The sequence below is a fragment of the Flavobacterium bomense genome (genome assembly GCF_003970355.1).
Genome location: NZ_RYDJ01000003.1, coordinates 86,666 through 104,289, shown reverse-complemented (window position 1 = coordinate 104,289; position 17,624 = coordinate 86,666). Strand labels below are relative to the sequence as shown.

Here is a 17,624-nt window from a genome sequence, read left to right as displayed (position 1 = left end):
TAAAAAAATTGAACCACACTTCCACCCGTTAATCTCTGTTAGCATCCTACGTTTTAATAATCCTTTCTATCAGGTCGGAAGTACATATTGAGCGTAGACGAATTGTAGTCGAAGTCATGCTTTTTTAACTTAGCTATCTGATTCTAACCTAACACAAACTTTTTTATAAAACACTACACTCTGTTGTGCCACTTTCTCCTTACTAAATTTTTCTTTCACTTTCTTTTCTGCCGCTAAACCAAACGCTTTTTGCAAAACAGCATCATCTAACAGTTGAATAATTTTTGTTGCGTATTCCAAATGATTTTTAGGATGTACTAAAAACCCATTGACACCGGCATCAATCACTTCTTGTGCCCAGCCAATATTTGAGGCTACAATAGGTTTTTGCAGCGCCATGGCCTCAATCCAAGACACGGGCAAAGCCTCTGCAAAAGCAGGAAACACGCAAATTGTTGCCGTACTAATATGCTGCTTCATATCCTGATATGGCACAGCCCCATAATAAGTCACATTGAGCAGCGCAGCTGGAGAAAATATTCCTTGCATCATCTGCCAAGTGGAAGAATCGCCTGAAATAATATCGGGAACATCTTTCCCTAATAAAATCAATTTAGCATTTGGATTTTTAGCGACCACTGCATTAAAAATAAACGGCAACTCTAACAATCCTTTTTTACGAATTAAACTACCAAAATATAGAATCGTGTTCGTATTTTCTTTGTTTTTATCATCCGGACTAAACGCATCAAGATCAATACCATTCGGAATAATCGTAAATTGCTTGTTTAAACCAAAGACCGCATTCGTAGTATCGGCCGTAAACTGACTTACGGAAAGCAAGCCATCTGCCTTTTTCAATGCTCTTTTTTCATGAAATTTATTAATCCACTTTACAGGCCGCTGATCCAAGTGACAAAAATAAGTATCCGAGCCATGCAACCGAATCACAACCGGACATTTTTTAGGAGAGATAAAAGAGGTGATTCCCGTCCAATCCGAAGCTTCTAGCACATCAATTTTTTTATCCTCGTATAAAGTATCAATAATATTCTGCAGTTTTTTCCGGGTCAAATACCACGACAATCCCTTAAATTTGACATTCCTGATTTGCTGAATACAAATACCATTGTCATAAAAAACAGCTTCTTCTTTTTGGGCATACACTAAAACGCGTACGGAACAGCCTTCTGCCAAAAGTCCCATTGCCAGATTTTTAATACTGGTACCTATCCCGCCGGAGCTTCCTGTTTTTGGGTGTGGATATTCCGGGCTTAAAAAAGCTATTTTCCTCACCTCAACCTTCTCCAAAATAAAGGGAGCCACTGCTGAATATTCGTTTCCCATCTTATCTATTAAAAAAATCTTTTATAATTACACTGGTAAACCGTCGTGCTCCGGTATCATTCAGATGCCCGCAAGACGAAAAATACTGATCTCCTTCTACCGCTTTTTCATAATTGTAAATTTCAGGATAGCATTGTTGCACTTTTTCAAAATAATTTAATCCTTTAGTATTGGTGCACATCGGGGTCATGACAGCTATCAAATTGATGTTGTTGTCCTTGCAAAGCTGTTTAATTTCTTCATAATATTTGTTCCGTAACGGTTTTAAATTAGTCAGATTGTTTTTCATGTTACCCTTTTTTTTGACTAACGGATAATATCCTAAATGAGCCAAATTTGTAGTAGGCTCTTTCGATACCGTTTTATAGAGTTCTCTAAACCCAATCTTGGAATCAAATGCAACATACCTGTAAAAAGGAATGTAATACAATTCTTTAAAATCGGCCTCTTTTAAAAAATGATTTCTGATTGTTTTAGAATCATGGATAAAGGGAAGAAAACGAGAAGAAACACCCTCATCTCGCTTTTCATTTGATAAATTCAAATCGGCCTCGAGTATCACATTTTTTATAGTATACTTTCGTTCCACCATTAATTTTAACAGTAGGGATGCTTCAAACAAATGTCCTCCGCTCATCCCAAAATTAAATGTTTTCAATCCTTTTTCTTCAAACATGGGAGCCACAAAATGATTGTTGGCTCTGGAAGATCCTAAAATTACCACATCATACTCGCGCGCTGCTGAATTGTAAACATAATCAATTTTCCCTCTATTCGACGACTGTACATAAACTGTTGTGTATAGAAAATCCAATACTACTAACAGTAAAAATAGTAGCACGAGGGTTTTGACTGCAAAAATTAAAAAACGTTTCATGGTTGTTTTGTATTGTATAGTATTATTCTAGTATTCAAATGTATAATATTTGACAGCTCGATATTTTGTAATGTCATAAGTTTAAAACTGAGCTTAGACGGATACTCGATTTGACAATTAAACTACTCTCTTTGTCACGTCGAGCGCAGTCGAGACGCTTTTATGTCTTAATGAATCTCGACTGCGCTCGATTTGACAATTAAACTACTCTCTTTGTCACGTCGAAAGTTTATACTGAGCGGAGTCGAAGTACAGTCGAGACGCTTAGTCAAACTATTCTTCTATATCTTCAACATCCGATTTGTATTTATGATGCGTTGCATTTCTACATTCTGATAAATCTTGTAATTTTTCGAAATTCCCATCAATTAGCGCTTGTTTTTTTATCCTACTCCATTTTTTTATTTTTTTTTCAAATTCGATAGCCTGATTAGGATCTGTAAAATCTTGATAAAAAACTAACAAAACCGGTCTTCTACTGTGCGTGTAGGCTTCCGAATATTTACCCATATTATGTTCCATAACTCTTCTCTCAATATCAGAAGTCACACCTACGTATAGTGAATCGTCAATACAACGAAGAATATACACATAGTAGAATTTCATATACTGTTTTATTTTAAATTAAACGAATCTCGACTATAGCTTGTCCTGAGCGTAGACGAAGGACTCGATTTGACAATTAAACTACTCTTTTTATCACCTCAAACGTTTATACTAAGCAGAAAAAAATTACAATCAATTTCCTTATTTATATCAAAACTGAAAATAAATAAATTCTTTATAATCGGAATACGTTCCTAATGCCACAATTGCTGCAAGGCATAATCCCAACTTTAAATAACTGTAGCGCCCAGAAATAGGTTCCACTTGCGTTCGGCTATTCCATTCCACAACAATAAAAGCAAGTATTAAAATGATGATTTCATAATTGTATCGCTCGTTATCCAAATACTGTGATGCAAAATTTCCATTGGTAAAAATACGCCCAATATATTCAAAAGCATCTCCTATCGATTTTACCCGGAAGAAAATCCATGCCAGGCAAGTTAATGCGAATGTACTGATAATGCTAAAGAAAACTGTGACGGAGGCAAAATCCCAATGCAAGGACACTGTTTCCATATTAGATCGATTCCGCTTCAAGAGCAACAATGGCAAAAAATACAGGGCATTAATAAAACCCCAGGCAATAAAAGTCCAATTGGCACCATGCCAAAAACCACTGATTAAAAAAATAATAAAGGTATTGCGGATTTTCATTCCCATACCTCCACTGCTGCCTCCCAAAGGAATATATACGTAATCCCGAAACCACGACGAAAGAGAAATGTGCCAGCGCCGCCAGAACTCGGCGATATCACGAGAAAAATAGGGGTAGTTAAAATTGCGCAGCAAATCGATTCCAAACAATTTTGACATTCCCAAAGCCATGTCAGAATAACCCGAAAAATCCCCATAAATCTGGAAAGCAAAATAAACGGCACCAAGAACCAACGACAAAGAATTCATGGATTCATAATTATCAAAAATCGCATTGGCGTATGTAGCGCAGGTATCCGCAATTACCACTTTTTTGACCAATCCCCAGACAAACTGAAAGATTCCTTCTTTGGCTTTTTGATAGTCAAAACTGCGTTTCACTTTCACTTGTGGTAATAAATGTGTGGCTCTTTCAATGGGTCCCGCCACAAGCAGTGGAAAATAACTGACAAACAACGAGTAATCCACAAAATTATATTCTGCCTTTATTCTTTTTAAATAAATATCAATGACGTATGATAATCCGTGAAACGTATAGAAGGAAATACCCACCGGCAAGATCACGTTGAGCAGTAAAGGACTCGTTTGTAACCCAAACCCATTCAACAACTCCGAGAAAGAATCTGCAAAAAAATTATAGTATTTAAAAATCCCCAGGAAGCCCAGATTCACACTGATACTCAGCCAAAACCAAAATTTTCGACTCCGTACCGTCTTGGCCTTTTCTATCCGAATACCGGTATAATAATCTAAAAACGTCGAGAACACCAACAGGAACAGAAAACGCCAATCCCAACAGGAGTAAAAATAATAGCTGGCTATAATGAGCACTGCATTTTGAGCACTTTTGGTTTTATTACAAACAAACCAATACAACACAAATACAATAGGTAGGAAAACGGCAAAGGATAAGGAATTAAAAAACATACGTACGGGAACGGATTTGACGGTGTAAAATTAAGATTTATTCTCTAATACCAATGCTAAATGGTACTCGACCATTCTTGCCAGTGAAAAACGGTTTTCAATGAGGGTTCTGGTATTCGTTTCAATTCTTTTATGACCCAAATAAACGGCTTCAAGAATATTCTTTAGAGCCATAACATCTTTTGCTTTATAAATAAACCCATTTTTCCCGGAAACAATAACCTCCTCATTACCACCAACATTTGTTGTGATTACAGGAACATTGGCAGCTAAACTCTCTAATATCGATAAACTGAAACACTCCATGTGGGTAGGTTGCAGCATATAATCATATTCCGAAAATAACGCTTTCAGGTTAGAAATGCTGCCCATAAAAGCAAAACAATGGGCTACATCATAGTATTTCATCTTTTCAACCAAAATACTTTTATAAGGCCCATCTCCGTAAAGATCAATTTTAATTTCCTTCTGTATCGACGTAGGAAGCAGTGCGACAGCAGCAATTAAATCCTGAATCCCTTTAGATTCACGTAGGTGAGATGCTGTCAAAAAGATCGGATGCAATGTGTTTCGATTCATTCTTTGTAAAATATTTTCTAGCACAACCCCGTTATAAATAGTCAATGTCTTCTTTTTCAAATGAGAACCAAAATCATGAATAATTTCTTTGACGGTATAATCAGAAACCCCTACAAAAACAGCAATATATCTGGAAAATAAAACTCCTTTGATTCTTTTCTCGATTCTCTTTTTTAAAGGATAGCCGGAAAGAGGTCTTGGATTATGATCCACGGCAATTATTTTAGCGACGCTCAACTGCTTTATTTTATAAAAAAAAGGAGTACATAATTCGACAAAATGGGTAATGATATGCGTGTACGCTGTTGCATTGGTGGTACAAAAACTAAGAAAATGATTTTCTACGGATTGATATCCACTCTCAAAAATCGTTAAAGTAACATATTCGCCATGATCGGACTGATTCGGAAAAAACCAATCCACCTGAATATTATTTGCTGCACATTTCTTGTCAAACGCCCAAAAAAAGTAATCCATTCCGCCTACTCTTTCGGGTAATAGTTCATAATTACAAAGCACTGCTATTTTTTTATTTTCGGTCATTCCATTGTGATAAAGTTGTGGCAATACGCTGACTGGTTCTGTTTAATTTTTTGCTTATTTGTAAGTCAATCATAGCCTTTCTTTCTTTAGTTCGTGCCAAAGGATTGATTAAAGCCTCCTTGATTTGGTCAATTAATTCGGTTGGATTTTTGGCGATGGTCACGGATTGGCTCTCGACTACTTTTTTGAAATGATCATATCCTAAAAAACGTTGGTCATCATACAAACCATTTTCAGGATTTCCAAAAACAGTATTAATTACCGGTTTGTCAAATAACATAAAATCTAAACTCATTGTAGAGCACATGTTAATATTCAAATCAACATATTCCAACAAAGAACGTAAATCCATGATATCCTCCTCACTAGGAATGCGTTGCGACCAGCTTTCAGCATGATTCTCCCGAGTCAAAATCCATTTGGGCGTATTCCAGATAATTTCAGGAAACTCTTTTTGTATCGCAGCAAAACGCTCTGATTCTTCTGCTGGAGAAGTCCGTACAACAAGTTGACATGGAATTCCTATTTTATTTTCTCGCATGGCATTGGCAATAGTCCGAATCACAACAGGATCATTCGCTCCGATACTGGCATCAGCACAACTGAAACAAATTATTTTCTGACTCTCCTTTAAATTAAATTTAGCATAAAAATCTTGTTTTTCTGTTTTGTATTTGTCCATCACATAAGGCTCAAATTGAGGTGTCCCCACCACTCTTACCTGTTCCTCTTTTACATTCGGATAAAAATACAACAGCTCCTTTTTCATTAAATCACTCCAAACCAAAAAATAATCAAAAGTCCCTAACATCCTTCCTTTGGAGGCTAAATTATCCCAACTGAAAATAAAACTGCTGACTGGTATTTGAGATTGGATAGCTGCATATAAAAAAGGGGCTAAATACGAGGGTCTTTGATGGGTAAAAAAAACATGAGTCGGTTGGTCTTCTTGCAATAATCGAAGATACCCTTTTGCTATTCTATGTTTAGAAAAAGACAAAAACTGTAATTTTTCTACAAACAGAATACTGGCAGAAGAGTGCACTCTCTGCGTAAAAAAATAAATAATTTTGACTAAAAGAGACCGGGCAGAGATTGTTTTGGGATACCCAGATTTCAGGTTGTCTTTCATACCATAAAAAGACTTATAGTGTTGTAGATGAGCTAGCTCTTTCCATTTCCTGAAAAACCAGGTCCATTTGTCTTCTACAAAAACGTCCAATTCTTTTATAGTACTTGTAGACTGTAAATCCGCAGGATAAGCACTGATAGGCAACCCCGAATAAATGATAATAGCATCAAATTGGAGTCTGGCTTCTGTTAAAAAGTCACTCATTACAAAATTCCGGAATCCAACGCCATCAGTGATTACTATACCTAGTTTCTTCATTAAATATCTCTAAATTGTTTTTGATGATTGATTGCCCAAATTGCATCCATTTCTATAGACTCCAGAAACAACTGCACACTGTTCCCTTTCCCAAAATCAGTAGCCGTTGGAATGGTTTTTTGAATATCTATTAGCGCTAGTGCGGCTGTTATATTTTTTTGTTCATAATCCACGTTAATAATGTGCGCGTGAACCGCTCTGTTTTGCTGTCGTGTTCCAATATTAATAATAGGAATACCATAGCAAGGCGCTTCCCGAATTCCAGCACTACTATTCCCTATGATGTATTGTGCGTTTTTGAGCAAGGTCAGAAAATATTCAAATCGCAAAGAAGGAAATATTCGAAAACGGGTATTGTTTTCCAGTCTTTTATAGACTTCCAAAATAGTGTTAGTTCCCAAATCATTATTAGGGAAAACAACAACATAATTATGTGTATCTTCCAGTAAAGCGGCAACAAAATGATTCGCATGATGCTGCATTTCGGCAGCTTCTGTGGTAACAGGATGAAACATGGCAATGGCATACGTATCAAAAGGAATTTGATAATAAGATTGGGCAACGCTCAAATTTGGTAACGCATCTGAAAACATAACATCAATATCAGGAGATCCAATGGTAAATATAGAAGACTTTTTTTCTCCCATTTGAATCAATCGTTTGGCCGCATCAACATTAGAAACAAAATGGATATGACTTAATTTACTGACGCTATGCCGAATTAATTCATCTACCGTTCCGGATAACTCGCCTCCCTCGATATGCGCCACTAAAATATTATTAAGCGATCCTACTATAGCACCGGCAAGTGTTTCTACGCGATCTCCATGAACTATAATCATATCAGGAGGTACGGTCTTGATAAAGGCAGAGAGCCCTTCTATGGTTTTGGCCAAGGTCAAATCCATCGTTGTTTCATGGGTATGATTGATAAAAGTATGGATGTTTTTGAAGCCACAGCGTTCAATCTCCAATATCGTATAGCCGTATAGTTCCAGCATGTGCATCCCGGTAACAAAAACAAAAATTTCAAAATCCGGATGACGATCCAGAACAGCAATCAACGATTTTATTTTCCCAAAATCAGCTCGGGTACCCGTCAGGAATACGATTTTTTTCATTTAATGTATTTAATGATGATAAATCCTAGAAGTCTATTAATAAAAATATAAATCTTACTTTTCCTTTTTTGCGGTTTTATTTCATTAAAAAAATTTAAATCTATCTTATTTAAAGTCATGTCATCTTTATAATCTTTAACCACATAATCTAATTTATTACCAATATGATATATATACGACTTTAGGGTTGATAATTTAATTAAACCACTTTTATCTGACATAAAGTCTATAAATTTTTCTTCGTAAGAATTCTTAAACACTAAATCTGGAACTTCATATTCATTTCTAAAAATTTGCGTTCTATATGTACCTACTACATGGAACGAACCTATCACAGCAAATTCATTATTAGATTTTAATATGTATTGTTTTTCTTTCCAGTTAAACTCACTTTCCTCTCTTCTGTATAAAAAAGGCAAATCAACACCTTTACAATAAAAATCTATATCCTTTTCAGCAACCATACTACAATATTTAACTCTCCTAAAAAGGTAATTAAAACCAAATGATGATTTATTAACATAAAAAGAGGTGTAAGGAGATGGATAAGGGGAAACAGCTCCTACATTTTTAAAGTTTTTGAACAAATTAAATGTCGCAATTTCCCAGCCAGGATAAAATAATATATCAGCATCTGTAATAGTAATAAATTCTTCATATGCGGACCTAGCCTCGTTTAACACAGGATTAACTTTTCCTTTGTTACATGAATAATAAATATATTTATCTATATATTTCATATGTTTTGAAACTATTACTTCTGAATCCTTACTACTATTATTATTTATTAAAGTAATAGCTGTACATTCTAAATTAACTGTATTTATTAATGAGTTTAAACTTATGTCTAATATTTCTATCGCTTGTTCATAGTAATCATTTAAAGTATAGTCATGTGGAATATAAAAAACCATAATAACTCTATGTTTCTTTAAAGAAATTCTTACTCCCTTACTTTTTTCAGGATTTTGTCCTTCTCTCATTTTTAATAATTATTTAACCTTTAGAATTAATTACATAATGCCTTTATTCACAATCGGCACAAGTTAACTGTCTATCATTCCCAATATCTCGAGTAGCGATTTTCCCAATCAAATCATTAAAATGTTCAGCCAATATAGCTCCAGTTCCCGGACGTTTTACCCATATATTATCCGTAGTAAATAACGCTCCTTTTTTTATTGGAGCAATCGTACAAACCGTTGCAAATGCAAAATCAATAGTTATTTGTTCTTCTTTAGTTGGCTCTTTTTTTCCACCACGCATGTGCCACATTTCATGAGAAGAAACGATAAGTTCCCCACATGTCTGCTCATCCATGCTGCACACAATATCTGGACCGGTACGATGTGTATGATCCGTAAAATGACGTTCCAAAATACTGGCTCCTAAAGCTACAGCTCCTAAACACGCATTGTTATTCAAAGTATGATCGGACAAGCCGAAAACTTTATCCGGAAAAGCTTGATGCATTTCCATCATTGCGCCGAAACGCACGAGATGAATTGGAGTTGGATATAAATTTGTAGTATGCAATAGCGCTACGGGTACGTTGTACTTATCAAAAATTGCCACCGCTTTAGTAATGCTTTCAATAGTATTCATTCCGGTACTCAAAATAACGGGCTTACCAAAAGCTGCAATATGCTCCAGCAAAGGATAATTATTACATTCTCCAGATCCTATTTTATAGGCGGACACATTGAATTTCTCCAACCGATCAGCAGCAGCACGAGAAAAAGGGGTAGAAATGAAAATCATTCCTTTGCTTTCTACATAATTTTTTAGTTCTAATTCATCGACTTCGTTCAAAGAACAACGTTCCATAATTTCATAAATCGAAACTGTAGCATTGCCCGGAATTACTTTTTTGGCTGCCCCACTCATCTCGTCTTCCACAATATGCGTTTGATGCTTGACCACCTCAGCACCGGCTCTGTGAGCAGCATCTACCATCTCTTTGGCTATTTGCAAAGAACCTTCATGATTAATACCGATTTCAGCAATAACCAAAGGGGGATAATCAAGACCTATTTTTCTTCCTGCAATTTCAATATATGGGTTCATTTTTTTAATGAATGGTTACAAATTAAATTTTATAATAACTCCAAGACTCAATCTCGACCGAGCCTGCGTTGAGCGAGAGTCAATGAAGACAATCTCGACTGCGCTCGATTTGACAATAAAATCCTGAAGTCACTACAACTGTCACGTCGAAAGTTTGTACTGAGCGTAGTCGGAGTAAAGCCGAGACGATTTATTTCAAATTCATAGTACAACTAAATAATCAAATCATTACAACTGTCTCGTCGAGCGCAGTCGAGACGCTTTATTGATTAAATACTCCGCATAATCAAAATCATCCAGCGTATCGATATCAACATTGGCAAAAATATGATTTACTTCATAAGGAATACTATTTTCAGAAACTATTTTACCCTCCAGTATCACTTTAGCTTTGGTAATGTACAACAACCCATTTTCAAAATAAAGAGGCTCTAAATCCTGACTGCGTTGCCCTATTGTGTAATTATAAGGTTCAAAACTGTTGTTGATTATTTTTCCCAATTTTTGATGATTCCTGGTTACGGTGACAAGACTGTCAGCATCATTCATGCAAAACCGTACATAGGCTTCCTGAAGCAAATTTTCTGGTCGCAACGGATTAGTGGGTTGTAACAAAACAACCGTGTCAACTGCATGAGTAATAGTCTCTAAAACATGTTGGACACTACTAATCGTTGGTTCCAAGTCTCCTGAAAAGGCATCTGGTCTGTCAATTACTGTAACTCCATACTGCAGCGCAATGTTTTTTATGGCTGCGTTATCGGTCGTTACATAGATTTCATCAATAATAGATGGATTTTTTTGGGCAAATAAAATACTGTGCACCAATAAAGGAATTCCTCCTAAAAGTAATAAATTCTTATTTGGCAACCGTTTAGAGTTTCCACGAGCAGGAATAATAGCAATCGTTTTCATTAGTAAAATTATATCCTTGTAAAAATACTTATTTTTTTGAATTTCAAATGCGCTCTGAGATTTATTACTCTTCTAGATATAAAGTCTTATCAATTTGCTTTTTAGCGTTAAACAATTAAAACAGACCTCAATTTCGAATATACAGGACACTCAAAAGGGCATATAATCCTTTAAATCTTATAAAATAGTGTTTCAAATTCAATTGATAATGGTAAAAAAATAGGCTACAATACTCCTTTCTCAACTAAAATCTAATGACTAAATAACACTATACAATTACTTGTGTATTTCTCTATTTTTTACTTGTAAAAATCCTATATTTTACGGCATTTAACGTTGCTCAAGAAACATAATTTACTGACTATAAGCACATTATTTAATGTAAGAAAAAAGTCTTAATTTTTTTATTTGTTAAAAACCATAACCGATTGTGAATAACTTTGGCTTTTATTACACGGAAGACTACTGTATCTTTGAAATGTCAGTTAGATACAATTAACAAGTATACTAAGACCAAATATTTTTATTCATTTAATACCAATAAACAATGGCTATTAAATACAAAGTTCTTCCAAGAAAGAACCCACGGGACCTATTGGCGCCTGAAAAATTTTATGCTGCTGCGATTGCAGACGGCGATGTAGATTTAGACCGACTAGCGGAGTTGATCTCTTACCAATGTACGGTTACGGCCTCAGACTGTTATGCCGTTCTGTTGTCTTTAGAACACAACATCATCGGAGAATTAGGGCAAGGCCGAATTGTTAAACTGGGCAGACTGGGTAATTTCCAAGTAGGTATCAGTTCCGAAGGCAAGGAAATGGCCTCTGATGTATCCGCTGCCGCGATTAAAAAAAGTCGTATTCTTTTCCGACCCGGAAAAAAATTACGCAGTATGCTGAATGATTTATCATTTAGAAAAGCCGGCTAGAACCCCGTAATCAGAAGCACCTGATTAGTGTAAGACCTCGAGTATTCCAGTACTCGAGGTTTTTTTGGGCTTATTCGAATCAAAAATTTGGTTTATTTCGTCTTGACTGGATTTTTGTTTCGTCAAGGCGCTACAAAAACAACATCAGGCCAAGATTAAAATAGCTTCTTGAAAAACAAATTACATTGGATTTAAAATAATTTCCCTTAAAACCATCTCTTCTTACCGCCATAAAAGCTAAAAAATTCAATTATTTTAATTCAAAAAAGTAGTTTCTCTGGTCCTATAAATCTCCTTTAGTGCTTTTTTTACATAAAAAAAGCTCAAAAATACCGGCTAGAACCCCGTTTTTTTGAGCAAATTAATTAGTGTAAGACCTCGAATAATTCCAGTTATTCGTCGTATTATAAATCAAAAGTAGTAAAATCTTTAAATATGTTGTGGTATTGTTGATAACTATTTCTTTGAAAAATATCGATTTACTGCTATTTTTAGTCCCTCTCCTTTACTACAATTAATTAAATTACGTCAGAAATCATTTTTTTAATAGAAAGCCTGACTTTTCTACTGTAATTCCAAGTAAAACGTGAAAAATCATAAAAACATACTGATAAAAAATATTCTCACTATAAAAGGAAACAATCCTTTTGGGTTGCAAAATCGCAACCCTTTTGGTCTTATCATTTTATCAAGCACAAGTACTTTCACTAATTTTCTATACAGTAATATTTTAGGAATACCCCGAAAACCAAAATACTTAAGAAAAAAAATATTGGCATTTGTTACAGCTGAAACTTGACGAGAGCAACTCCCCAAAATATAATTGCATTACTACTCGAATATAAATACTCAAACCACCTTCGAGTACCTAGCCAATTTCGGAAATAACCTGTGGAGATATTTTTGTTTACACCGTTATTGATTTCATGTTTTTATAAAAAAACTTATTTTTTCACTAACACTATCACTCACTACTTCAAATTTGATCAGCCTTATGGCCAGTTATAATTAGTGGGGGCCTTCGGTTCCTTTATAATTCTCCCTTCCTTCCATAAAAACCTTTCCAATGCAAATTGAGTAATTTCTATTGTAGCTTTTATAATATTTTCCTCAGATATTTTTTCCATCACCACCCTCCTTTTTTTACAAAAATCAAAACGCCATATATAATCTTCTAAATTTCGTACCATATTATTTAATTTTACTGAAATATCACTTTCTATATTTTGATAAGAAGAAATACCGCCATACTCTTTGACAACACTATCCATAACTGAATTTTCATATGTAATTGCTAAAATTGGTAATCCTTGTGAAATAGCTTCAACTAACTTCCCTTTTAAAAGTTCTTGATGCGTAATAGAATCTATAACAAGCATACAATCTGCATTAGAAGTTATTTTCAATACTCGATCTCGATCTAGTTTTAAATGAATAGTCACATTTGGAATATTTTCATTAATCCATTGCAGTGCAAAATCATCATATTGAGAAAGTATAAATATGAATTCAACTTTTTTCATTTCCTCGGTCATTGAAAATTTTCTCAATTCGTTTCCAAAAGTATTTGTAAAAGCACTTTTGTAAAATGTCCCTGTATAAACAAATTTCAGTTTCCTCTTAATATTTTTTTTGCAATCATATATTTTTTCTTGCTTTCTCATAGCATGTGGAATAACAAAGCACCTAGTTATATCCAAATTGTATTTATTAGCCATAGAAGCGGCTAATCTTTGAGAAGGAAAGGTCCAACACTGTGCTTTCTCAACGGTTTCTATCAATATGTTCTCATCATAATTTAATCCACCATCTAAATTATTTTGAAATGGATCATTAATGTTTACGACAAAAGGTATTCGTTTTTCTTTCCAAACATAAAGTATTGGTAAAACGGAAAAAGTTGGTAAAATTCTTGACCAATAGACTATATTTTCTAAACTAGCATCACTGATTTTTAAAATATTCTTCGTCTGTATTTTAACCCAAATTGTTTGATATAATGACCTTTCTTTTGAGAAATTAAAAATCTTTAAATATAACTTATTCAATATTCGGTATAATAAACCAAGGGGACTTCTTTTGGGTAATTTTGACCAATAATAAAGTGCTTTTAATCTATTATCATCAACACTAATAAAGTATTTGTTCTTGATAATCTTGACGCTTTTTTCTGAAGACAAAAGCTCTAAATTAGAATATCTTTGATTTAAAATATCAAACCAATTCCTATTAACAATCCCCTCACTTGATATAATTTGTGGATAAACACAATGAGCACAAACAATAATTTTATTTACGTTTCCCATTTATAAATTTGTCTGATTTATGGCTCTTTCAAGCCTGATCGTTACTTAATTATTTACAACTCATTAATTCTTTTCTTTAAATATCCTACTGAAAGATATTCTGCTAAATCACTTCTGCTTAAAAGTAGTTGCTCTGGGTTTTGTTTCCACAAGCGATACAATTGTCCCAGTAATACAGCTATTCGTGGTACATCATCCACTTCAGCCCAATAGGCATAGTCTATTCCTAACAACCGCTTTGTTTCACTGTAATAAGGCGCTAAAGCTAAAATAGGTTTATTAGCTTCAACACAGTGCGGAAACTTAGCGGGCAAAAACGGACTAATTTCCGCTTTTGACTCCAAAATAACATTAACCGATACGTTTTGCTGAAGAAAATAAACCGTGTCAAAAGGAATCATGCCATTGTAAAAATAGAGTTCTGGACAAATTTTTTGGTGTTTCTCCAATAATTCGGCATGATAGCTAGCAGGCCCAAGCAACAGTAACCGCGATTCTTTTAAAGCTTCTGGATTGTGTAGCAAAAATAGTTCAAACCCTGCAATCAAACCTTCCGGAGAACGTTGTCTCATCAAATTACCGGCATGCATGACGTTGAATTTTGACACATCAAAATAGGAAGGGAAAGAAGTATCCTGAACGACGTATTGCGCGTTTTGATGTGGTATAACAACTCCTGTTTTGATGAAATCAGGGAAATAGCTCGACATCCATTCATGCAACAATAAGCTCGGAAAAGCGCTATATTTGGCTTTTGTAGAAACTGCCAAAAAAAAGGCTTCTCTGGCTTTATGACTGGATTCTACCCAATTATATGGTCGTGGATAATAATGCGCCGGATACGGATCATGTACATACGCCATCCATTTATCGTATAATTCTGGAAGTTGAAGAACGGAATAATGAGGCCTAAAACTACCTCCCTTACTTAGAGTCAACACTAAATCAGGCTGAAACTTTTGCTGCTTCAACGCGGCAGTAATACTGCGGGTATCATTATAAAAAGTAAAAGAAAAACCAAACAATTGCTCCAGAAAAGGAGCCGGATTAACCTTGAAATTCCGACTTATAATTCGTTGCATCCGACTTAAAAAATACAGGGGACTGTATTTTATTTCAGGAATCGCATAACAGGAAACACCTTCCAACGAAATGAACTTTTGGGTATAATGATATACTAAAACATCAAATCCCGCTGCTGCCAAATTAGCGATGAGCGCCACATTAGCTTTTGAACCACTGCTGTCTTCAATATTAATGGAATCTACTACAACAAGGATTTTCATTTTAATAGTGTTTTAATAAATAATCGGCAATTTTTCGAGAAGCATCACCCGTTCCGTAAGGATTGATGGAAGGTCCAAATCCTGAGAATCCGTCTAAAAAAGAACAAATGGTGGTACTGATTTTTTGCTGATCGGTACCTACCAAAATAGAAAATCCGGCAGTAACACCCTCAGGTCGCTCTGAAACCGTTCGGGTAACCAAAACAGGCTTCCCTAAGGATGGAGCCTCTTCCTGAATGCCTCCGGAATCGGTCACAATCAAAAAGGATTGTTGCATCAACCACACAAAAACAGGATAGGAAACCGGTGGAATCAAATAAATATTTTCGTTATGGGACAATTTCTCATATACAATATATTTTACATTGGGATTTAAATGTACGGGATAAACTATCGTAACATCCTCCCGTTCTGAAACTGATAAAAGTGCCTCACAAAGGTGCTCAAAACCGGCACCAAAATTTTCTCTGCGATGCCCTGTGACCAGAACCATTTTTTTATGGGTTGGGATAAGACGCTTCAATTGCTCAATTTCAGGATGCTGATAATCTACCTTTCCAATTTTTACAAGGGCCAATAATAGTGCATCAATAACTGTATTTCCGGTTTGTATGATAGCTGCCGGAAGGATGCCTTCATTCAATAGATTTTGGGTTGCAGCAGCAGTAGGGGTAAAATGAATATCAGCTATTCTGCTGGTCAACTGCCGGTTCACTTCCTCCGGAAAGGGAGCGTTTTTATTATACGTACGCAAGCCAGCTTCTATATGCCCTACAGTTATACCGTTATGAAAGGCTGCCAACGCCACCATCGATGAGGTGGTAGTATCTCCGTGTACCAATATCAAATCAGGTTTTGCAACAGCAAATACACCATCCATCTTTGACAAAATAGTGGCACTTAATCCGTTCAAGCTTTGATTGGGTTGCATCAAATCTAAATCATAATCGGGAACAATGGCAAAAAAATCCAAAACCTGATCCAGCATTTCCCGATGTTGTGCCGTTACACAGACTTGTACATCGACATTATTTTTTTGTAGCTCATGAAAAAGTGGAGCCATTTTTATGGCTTCAGGACGGGTTCCAAAACAAAGTAAGATTTTCAATTTTATTTGTTTTTAAATTTATTTTTATACCAAGGATACACTATTTTATAGATTGAATATTTTATCATATAATATCTTGAGTATCTAAAGTCAATACCATTTTCTTTAAAAAAAAATTTATGGTTTATTAAAACATCCTTATTAGTTTTCCAATTATTATAAAAAATATTAAAGAGTTTCCACTTAAAATATGGTTTACATGTAATATCATAAGCTTTCAAATTTGCGTGCATTAACCTCAAACTCAAAAGAAAGGACACTAAACCCTTAATGTTATTTTTTTTACTTATTCTAGATTCTTTGTGATCACAATATAAAACATAACATCCATCGGTGTTTATTAATATTTCACTTTCTAATAAAATTCTTGCAATAAACTCTGCATCATCATTTACTGTTAATTGAATATTCCAATTTCCTGCCTTTATTACCAAATCTCTATGTATAAGGAAAGTATGTACTGGACAAAAAGTTAATTGATTTTTTAGTTCATGAAAAAAACTATCAGCTTTTATTACTTTTTTAAATTGCAATAAATTATTATTTTGAAATTTTTTATTTGGCCAAAACAAATCCCAATCACAAGTCGTAAAAATTTTAGGATTATCTAAAATTTCTAGTTTTTTAACTTGTAATTCCAATTTATTTGTCGAGAGTAAATCATCATCATCTAACCATTGAATGAACTTTCCTTTGCTAATTTCAAAGCCATAATTTCTGCAACTGCAGGCACCTTTAGGATAATAAACCGGTCTTTTAAAAAATTTAAAGCGAATATCATCTCTAATAAAATTATTAATTATATCCTCAGTATTATCATTGCTGCCGTCATCAACTATAATACATTCCCAATTTTTTAATGTTTGATTTTTAACTGAATACAATGTTTCTAACAATAGTTTACTTCTATTATAAGTCGGGATTATTACAGAAACAGAAGGTAAATTATTCATAAATTTATTTT

At 34.6% G+C, this 17,624-nt stretch carries 15 protein-coding genes; 1 reads left to right on the top strand and 14 read right to left on the bottom strand.

Going from position 1 to position 17,624, the window contains the following annotated elements:
• Window positions 1-129: 129 nt before the first annotated feature.
• The 10 genes from EKL98_RS04490 to EKL98_RS04445 form a co-directional block, all read right to left on the bottom strand.
• Window positions 130-1,347 carry a glycosyltransferase family 4 protein gene (locus EKL98_RS04490; protein WP_126561649.1) on the bottom strand — a complete coding sequence of 406 codons (1,218 nt, stop codon included), beginning with the start codon at window positions 1,345-1,347 and terminating at the stop codon, window positions 130-132.
• A 1-nt stretch (window position 1,348) separates the two neighbouring features.
• The gene (locus EKL98_RS04485; RefSeq protein ID WP_126561648.1) at window positions 1,349-2,224 is read right to left on the bottom strand and encodes a hypothetical protein; all 876 of its coding nucleotides are present in this window, start codon (window positions 2,222-2,224) and stop codon (window positions 1,349-1,351) included.
• 273 nt (window positions 2,225-2,497) lie between these two features.
• Window positions 2,498-2,830 carry a GIY-YIG nuclease family protein gene (locus EKL98_RS04480; RefSeq protein ID WP_126463101.1) on the bottom strand — a complete coding sequence of 111 codons (333 nt, stop codon included), beginning with the start codon at window positions 2,828-2,830 and terminating at the stop codon, window positions 2,498-2,500.
• Window positions 2,831-2,980: 150 nt separating this feature from the next.
• On the bottom strand, window positions 2,981-4,414 hold the full coding sequence (locus EKL98_RS04475; RefSeq protein ID WP_126561647.1) for an MBOAT family O-acyltransferase: 1,434 nt from the start codon (window positions 4,412-4,414) through the stop codon (window positions 2,981-2,983).
• 30 nt (window positions 4,415-4,444) lie between these two features.
• The gene (locus EKL98_RS04470) at window positions 4,445-5,536 is read right to left on the bottom strand and encodes a glycosyltransferase family 4 protein (RefSeq protein ID WP_233589359.1); all 1,092 of its coding nucleotides are present in this window, start codon (window positions 5,534-5,536) and stop codon (window positions 4,445-4,447) included.
• The gene (locus tag EKL98_RS04465) at window positions 5,523-6,926 is read right to left on the bottom strand and encodes a hypothetical protein (RefSeq protein WP_126561646.1); all 1,404 of its coding nucleotides are present in this window, start codon (window positions 6,924-6,926) and stop codon (window positions 5,523-5,525) included. Before EKL98_RS04465 ends, EKL98_RS04470 begins: the two co-directional genes overlap by 14 nt.
• Entirely contained in the window at window positions 6,926-8,047 is a 1,122-nt protein-coding gene (neuC, locus tag EKL98_RS04460) for a UDP-N-acetylglucosamine 2-epimerase (RefSeq protein WP_126561645.1), read from the bottom strand. Before neuC ends, EKL98_RS04465 begins: the two co-directional genes overlap by 1 nt.
• A complete protein-coding gene (locus tag EKL98_RS04455; protein ID WP_126561644.1) occupies window positions 8,044-9,030 on the bottom strand; it encodes a glycosyltransferase family A protein in 987 nt (328 codons plus the stop codon). Before EKL98_RS04455 ends, neuC begins: the two co-directional genes overlap by 4 nt.
• 43 nt (window positions 9,031-9,073) lie before the next feature.
• Window positions 9,074-10,114 (bottom strand): N-acetylneuraminate synthase family protein, encoded by a 1,041-nt coding sequence (locus tag EKL98_RS04450; RefSeq protein WP_126561643.1) that lies wholly within the window; start codon window positions 10,112-10,114, stop codon window positions 9,074-9,076.
• Between the two features lie 228 nt (window positions 10,115-10,342).
• Window positions 10,343-11,029 carry an acylneuraminate cytidylyltransferase family protein gene (locus EKL98_RS04445; RefSeq protein ID WP_126561642.1) on the bottom strand — a complete coding sequence of 229 codons (687 nt, stop codon included), beginning with the start codon at window positions 11,027-11,029 and terminating at the stop codon, window positions 10,343-10,345.
• 547 nt (window positions 11,030-11,576) lie between these two features.
• Here EKL98_RS04445 and EKL98_RS04440 point away from each other — a divergent pair.
• Window positions 11,577-11,960, top strand: coding sequence for an HU family DNA-binding protein (locus EKL98_RS04440; protein WP_126561641.1), 384 nt, complete (start codon window positions 11,577-11,579; stop codon window positions 11,958-11,960).
• Between the two features lie 992 nt (window positions 11,961-12,952).
• Here EKL98_RS04440 and EKL98_RS04435 read toward each other — a convergent pair.
• Genes EKL98_RS04435 through EKL98_RS04420 form a run of 4 tightly spaced genes read right to left on the bottom strand, consistent with a single transcriptional unit; the run spans window position 12,953 to window position 17,613 of the window.
• A complete protein-coding gene (locus EKL98_RS04435; protein ID WP_126561640.1) occupies window positions 12,953-14,266 on the bottom strand; it encodes a glycosyltransferase family protein in 1,314 nt (437 codons plus the stop codon).
• Window positions 14,267-14,319: 53 nt separating this feature from the next.
• On the bottom strand, window positions 14,320-15,552 hold the full coding sequence (locus tag EKL98_RS04430) for a glycosyltransferase family protein (RefSeq protein ID WP_126561639.1): 1,233 nt from the start codon (window positions 15,550-15,552) through the stop codon (window positions 14,320-14,322).
• Between the two features lies 1 nt (window position 15,553).
• Window positions 15,554-16,660, bottom strand: coding sequence for a non-hydrolyzing UDP-N-acetylglucosamine 2-epimerase (wecB, locus tag EKL98_RS04425; protein ID WP_126561638.1), 1,107 nt, complete (start codon window positions 16,658-16,660; stop codon window positions 15,554-15,556).
• 2 nt (window positions 16,661-16,662) lie between these two features.
• Window positions 16,663-17,613 carry a glycosyltransferase family 2 protein gene (locus EKL98_RS04420; RefSeq protein ID WP_126561637.1) on the bottom strand — a complete coding sequence of 317 codons (951 nt, stop codon included), beginning with the start codon at window positions 17,611-17,613 and terminating at the stop codon, window positions 16,663-16,665.
• Window positions 17,614-17,624: the final 11 nt, after the last annotated feature.

Coding starts and splice junctions, on each gene's coding strand:
- EKL98_RS04475 (WP_126561647.1), bottom strand. CDS start 4,414: ATGTTTTTTAATTCCTTATCCTTTGCCGTTTTCCTACCTATTGTATTT.
- EKL98_RS04470 (WP_233589359.1), bottom strand. CDS start 5,536: ATGACCGAAAATAAAAAAATAGCAGTGCTTTGTAATTATGAACTATTA.
- EKL98_RS04440 (WP_126561641.1), top strand. CDS start 11,577: ATGGCTATTAAATACAAAGTTCTTCCAAGAAAGAACCCACGGGACCTA.
- EKL98_RS04445 (WP_126561642.1), bottom strand. CDS start 11,029: ATGAAAACGATTGCTATTATTCCTGCTCGTGGAAACTCTAAACGGTTG.
- EKL98_RS04430 (WP_126561639.1), bottom strand. CDS start 15,552: ATGAAAATCCTTGTTGTAGTAGATTCCATTAATATTGAAGACAGCAGT.
- EKL98_RS04420 (WP_126561637.1), bottom strand. CDS start 17,613: ATGAATAATTTACCTTCTGTTTCTGTAATAATCCCGACTTATAATAGA.
- EKL98_RS04450 (WP_126561643.1), bottom strand. CDS start 10,114: ATGAACCCATATATTGAAATTGCAGGAAGAAAAATAGGTCTTGATTAT.
- EKL98_RS04490 (WP_126561649.1), bottom strand. CDS start 1,347: ATGGGAAACGAATATTCAGCAGTGGCTCCCTTTATTTTGGAGAAGGTT.
- EKL98_RS04455 (WP_126561644.1), bottom strand. CDS start 9,030: ATGAGAGAAGGACAAAATCCTGAAAAAAGTAAGGGAGTAAGAATTTCT.
- EKL98_RS04485 (WP_126561648.1), bottom strand. CDS start 2,224: ATGAAACGTTTTTTAATTTTTGCAGTCAAAACCCTCGTGCTACTATTT.
- EKL98_RS04435 (WP_126561640.1), bottom strand. CDS start 14,266: ATGGGAAACGTAAATAAAATTATTGTTTGTGCTCATTGTGTTTATCCA.
- EKL98_RS04480 (WP_126463101.1), bottom strand. CDS start 2,830: ATGAAATTCTACTATGTGTATATTCTTCGTTGTATTGACGATTCACTA.
- EKL98_RS04465 (WP_126561646.1), bottom strand. CDS start 6,926: ATGAAGAAACTAGGTATAGTAATCACTGATGGCGTTGGATTCCGGAAT.
- neuC (WP_126561645.1), bottom strand. CDS start 8,047: ATGAAAAAAATCGTATTCCTGACGGGTACCCGAGCTGATTTTGGGAAA.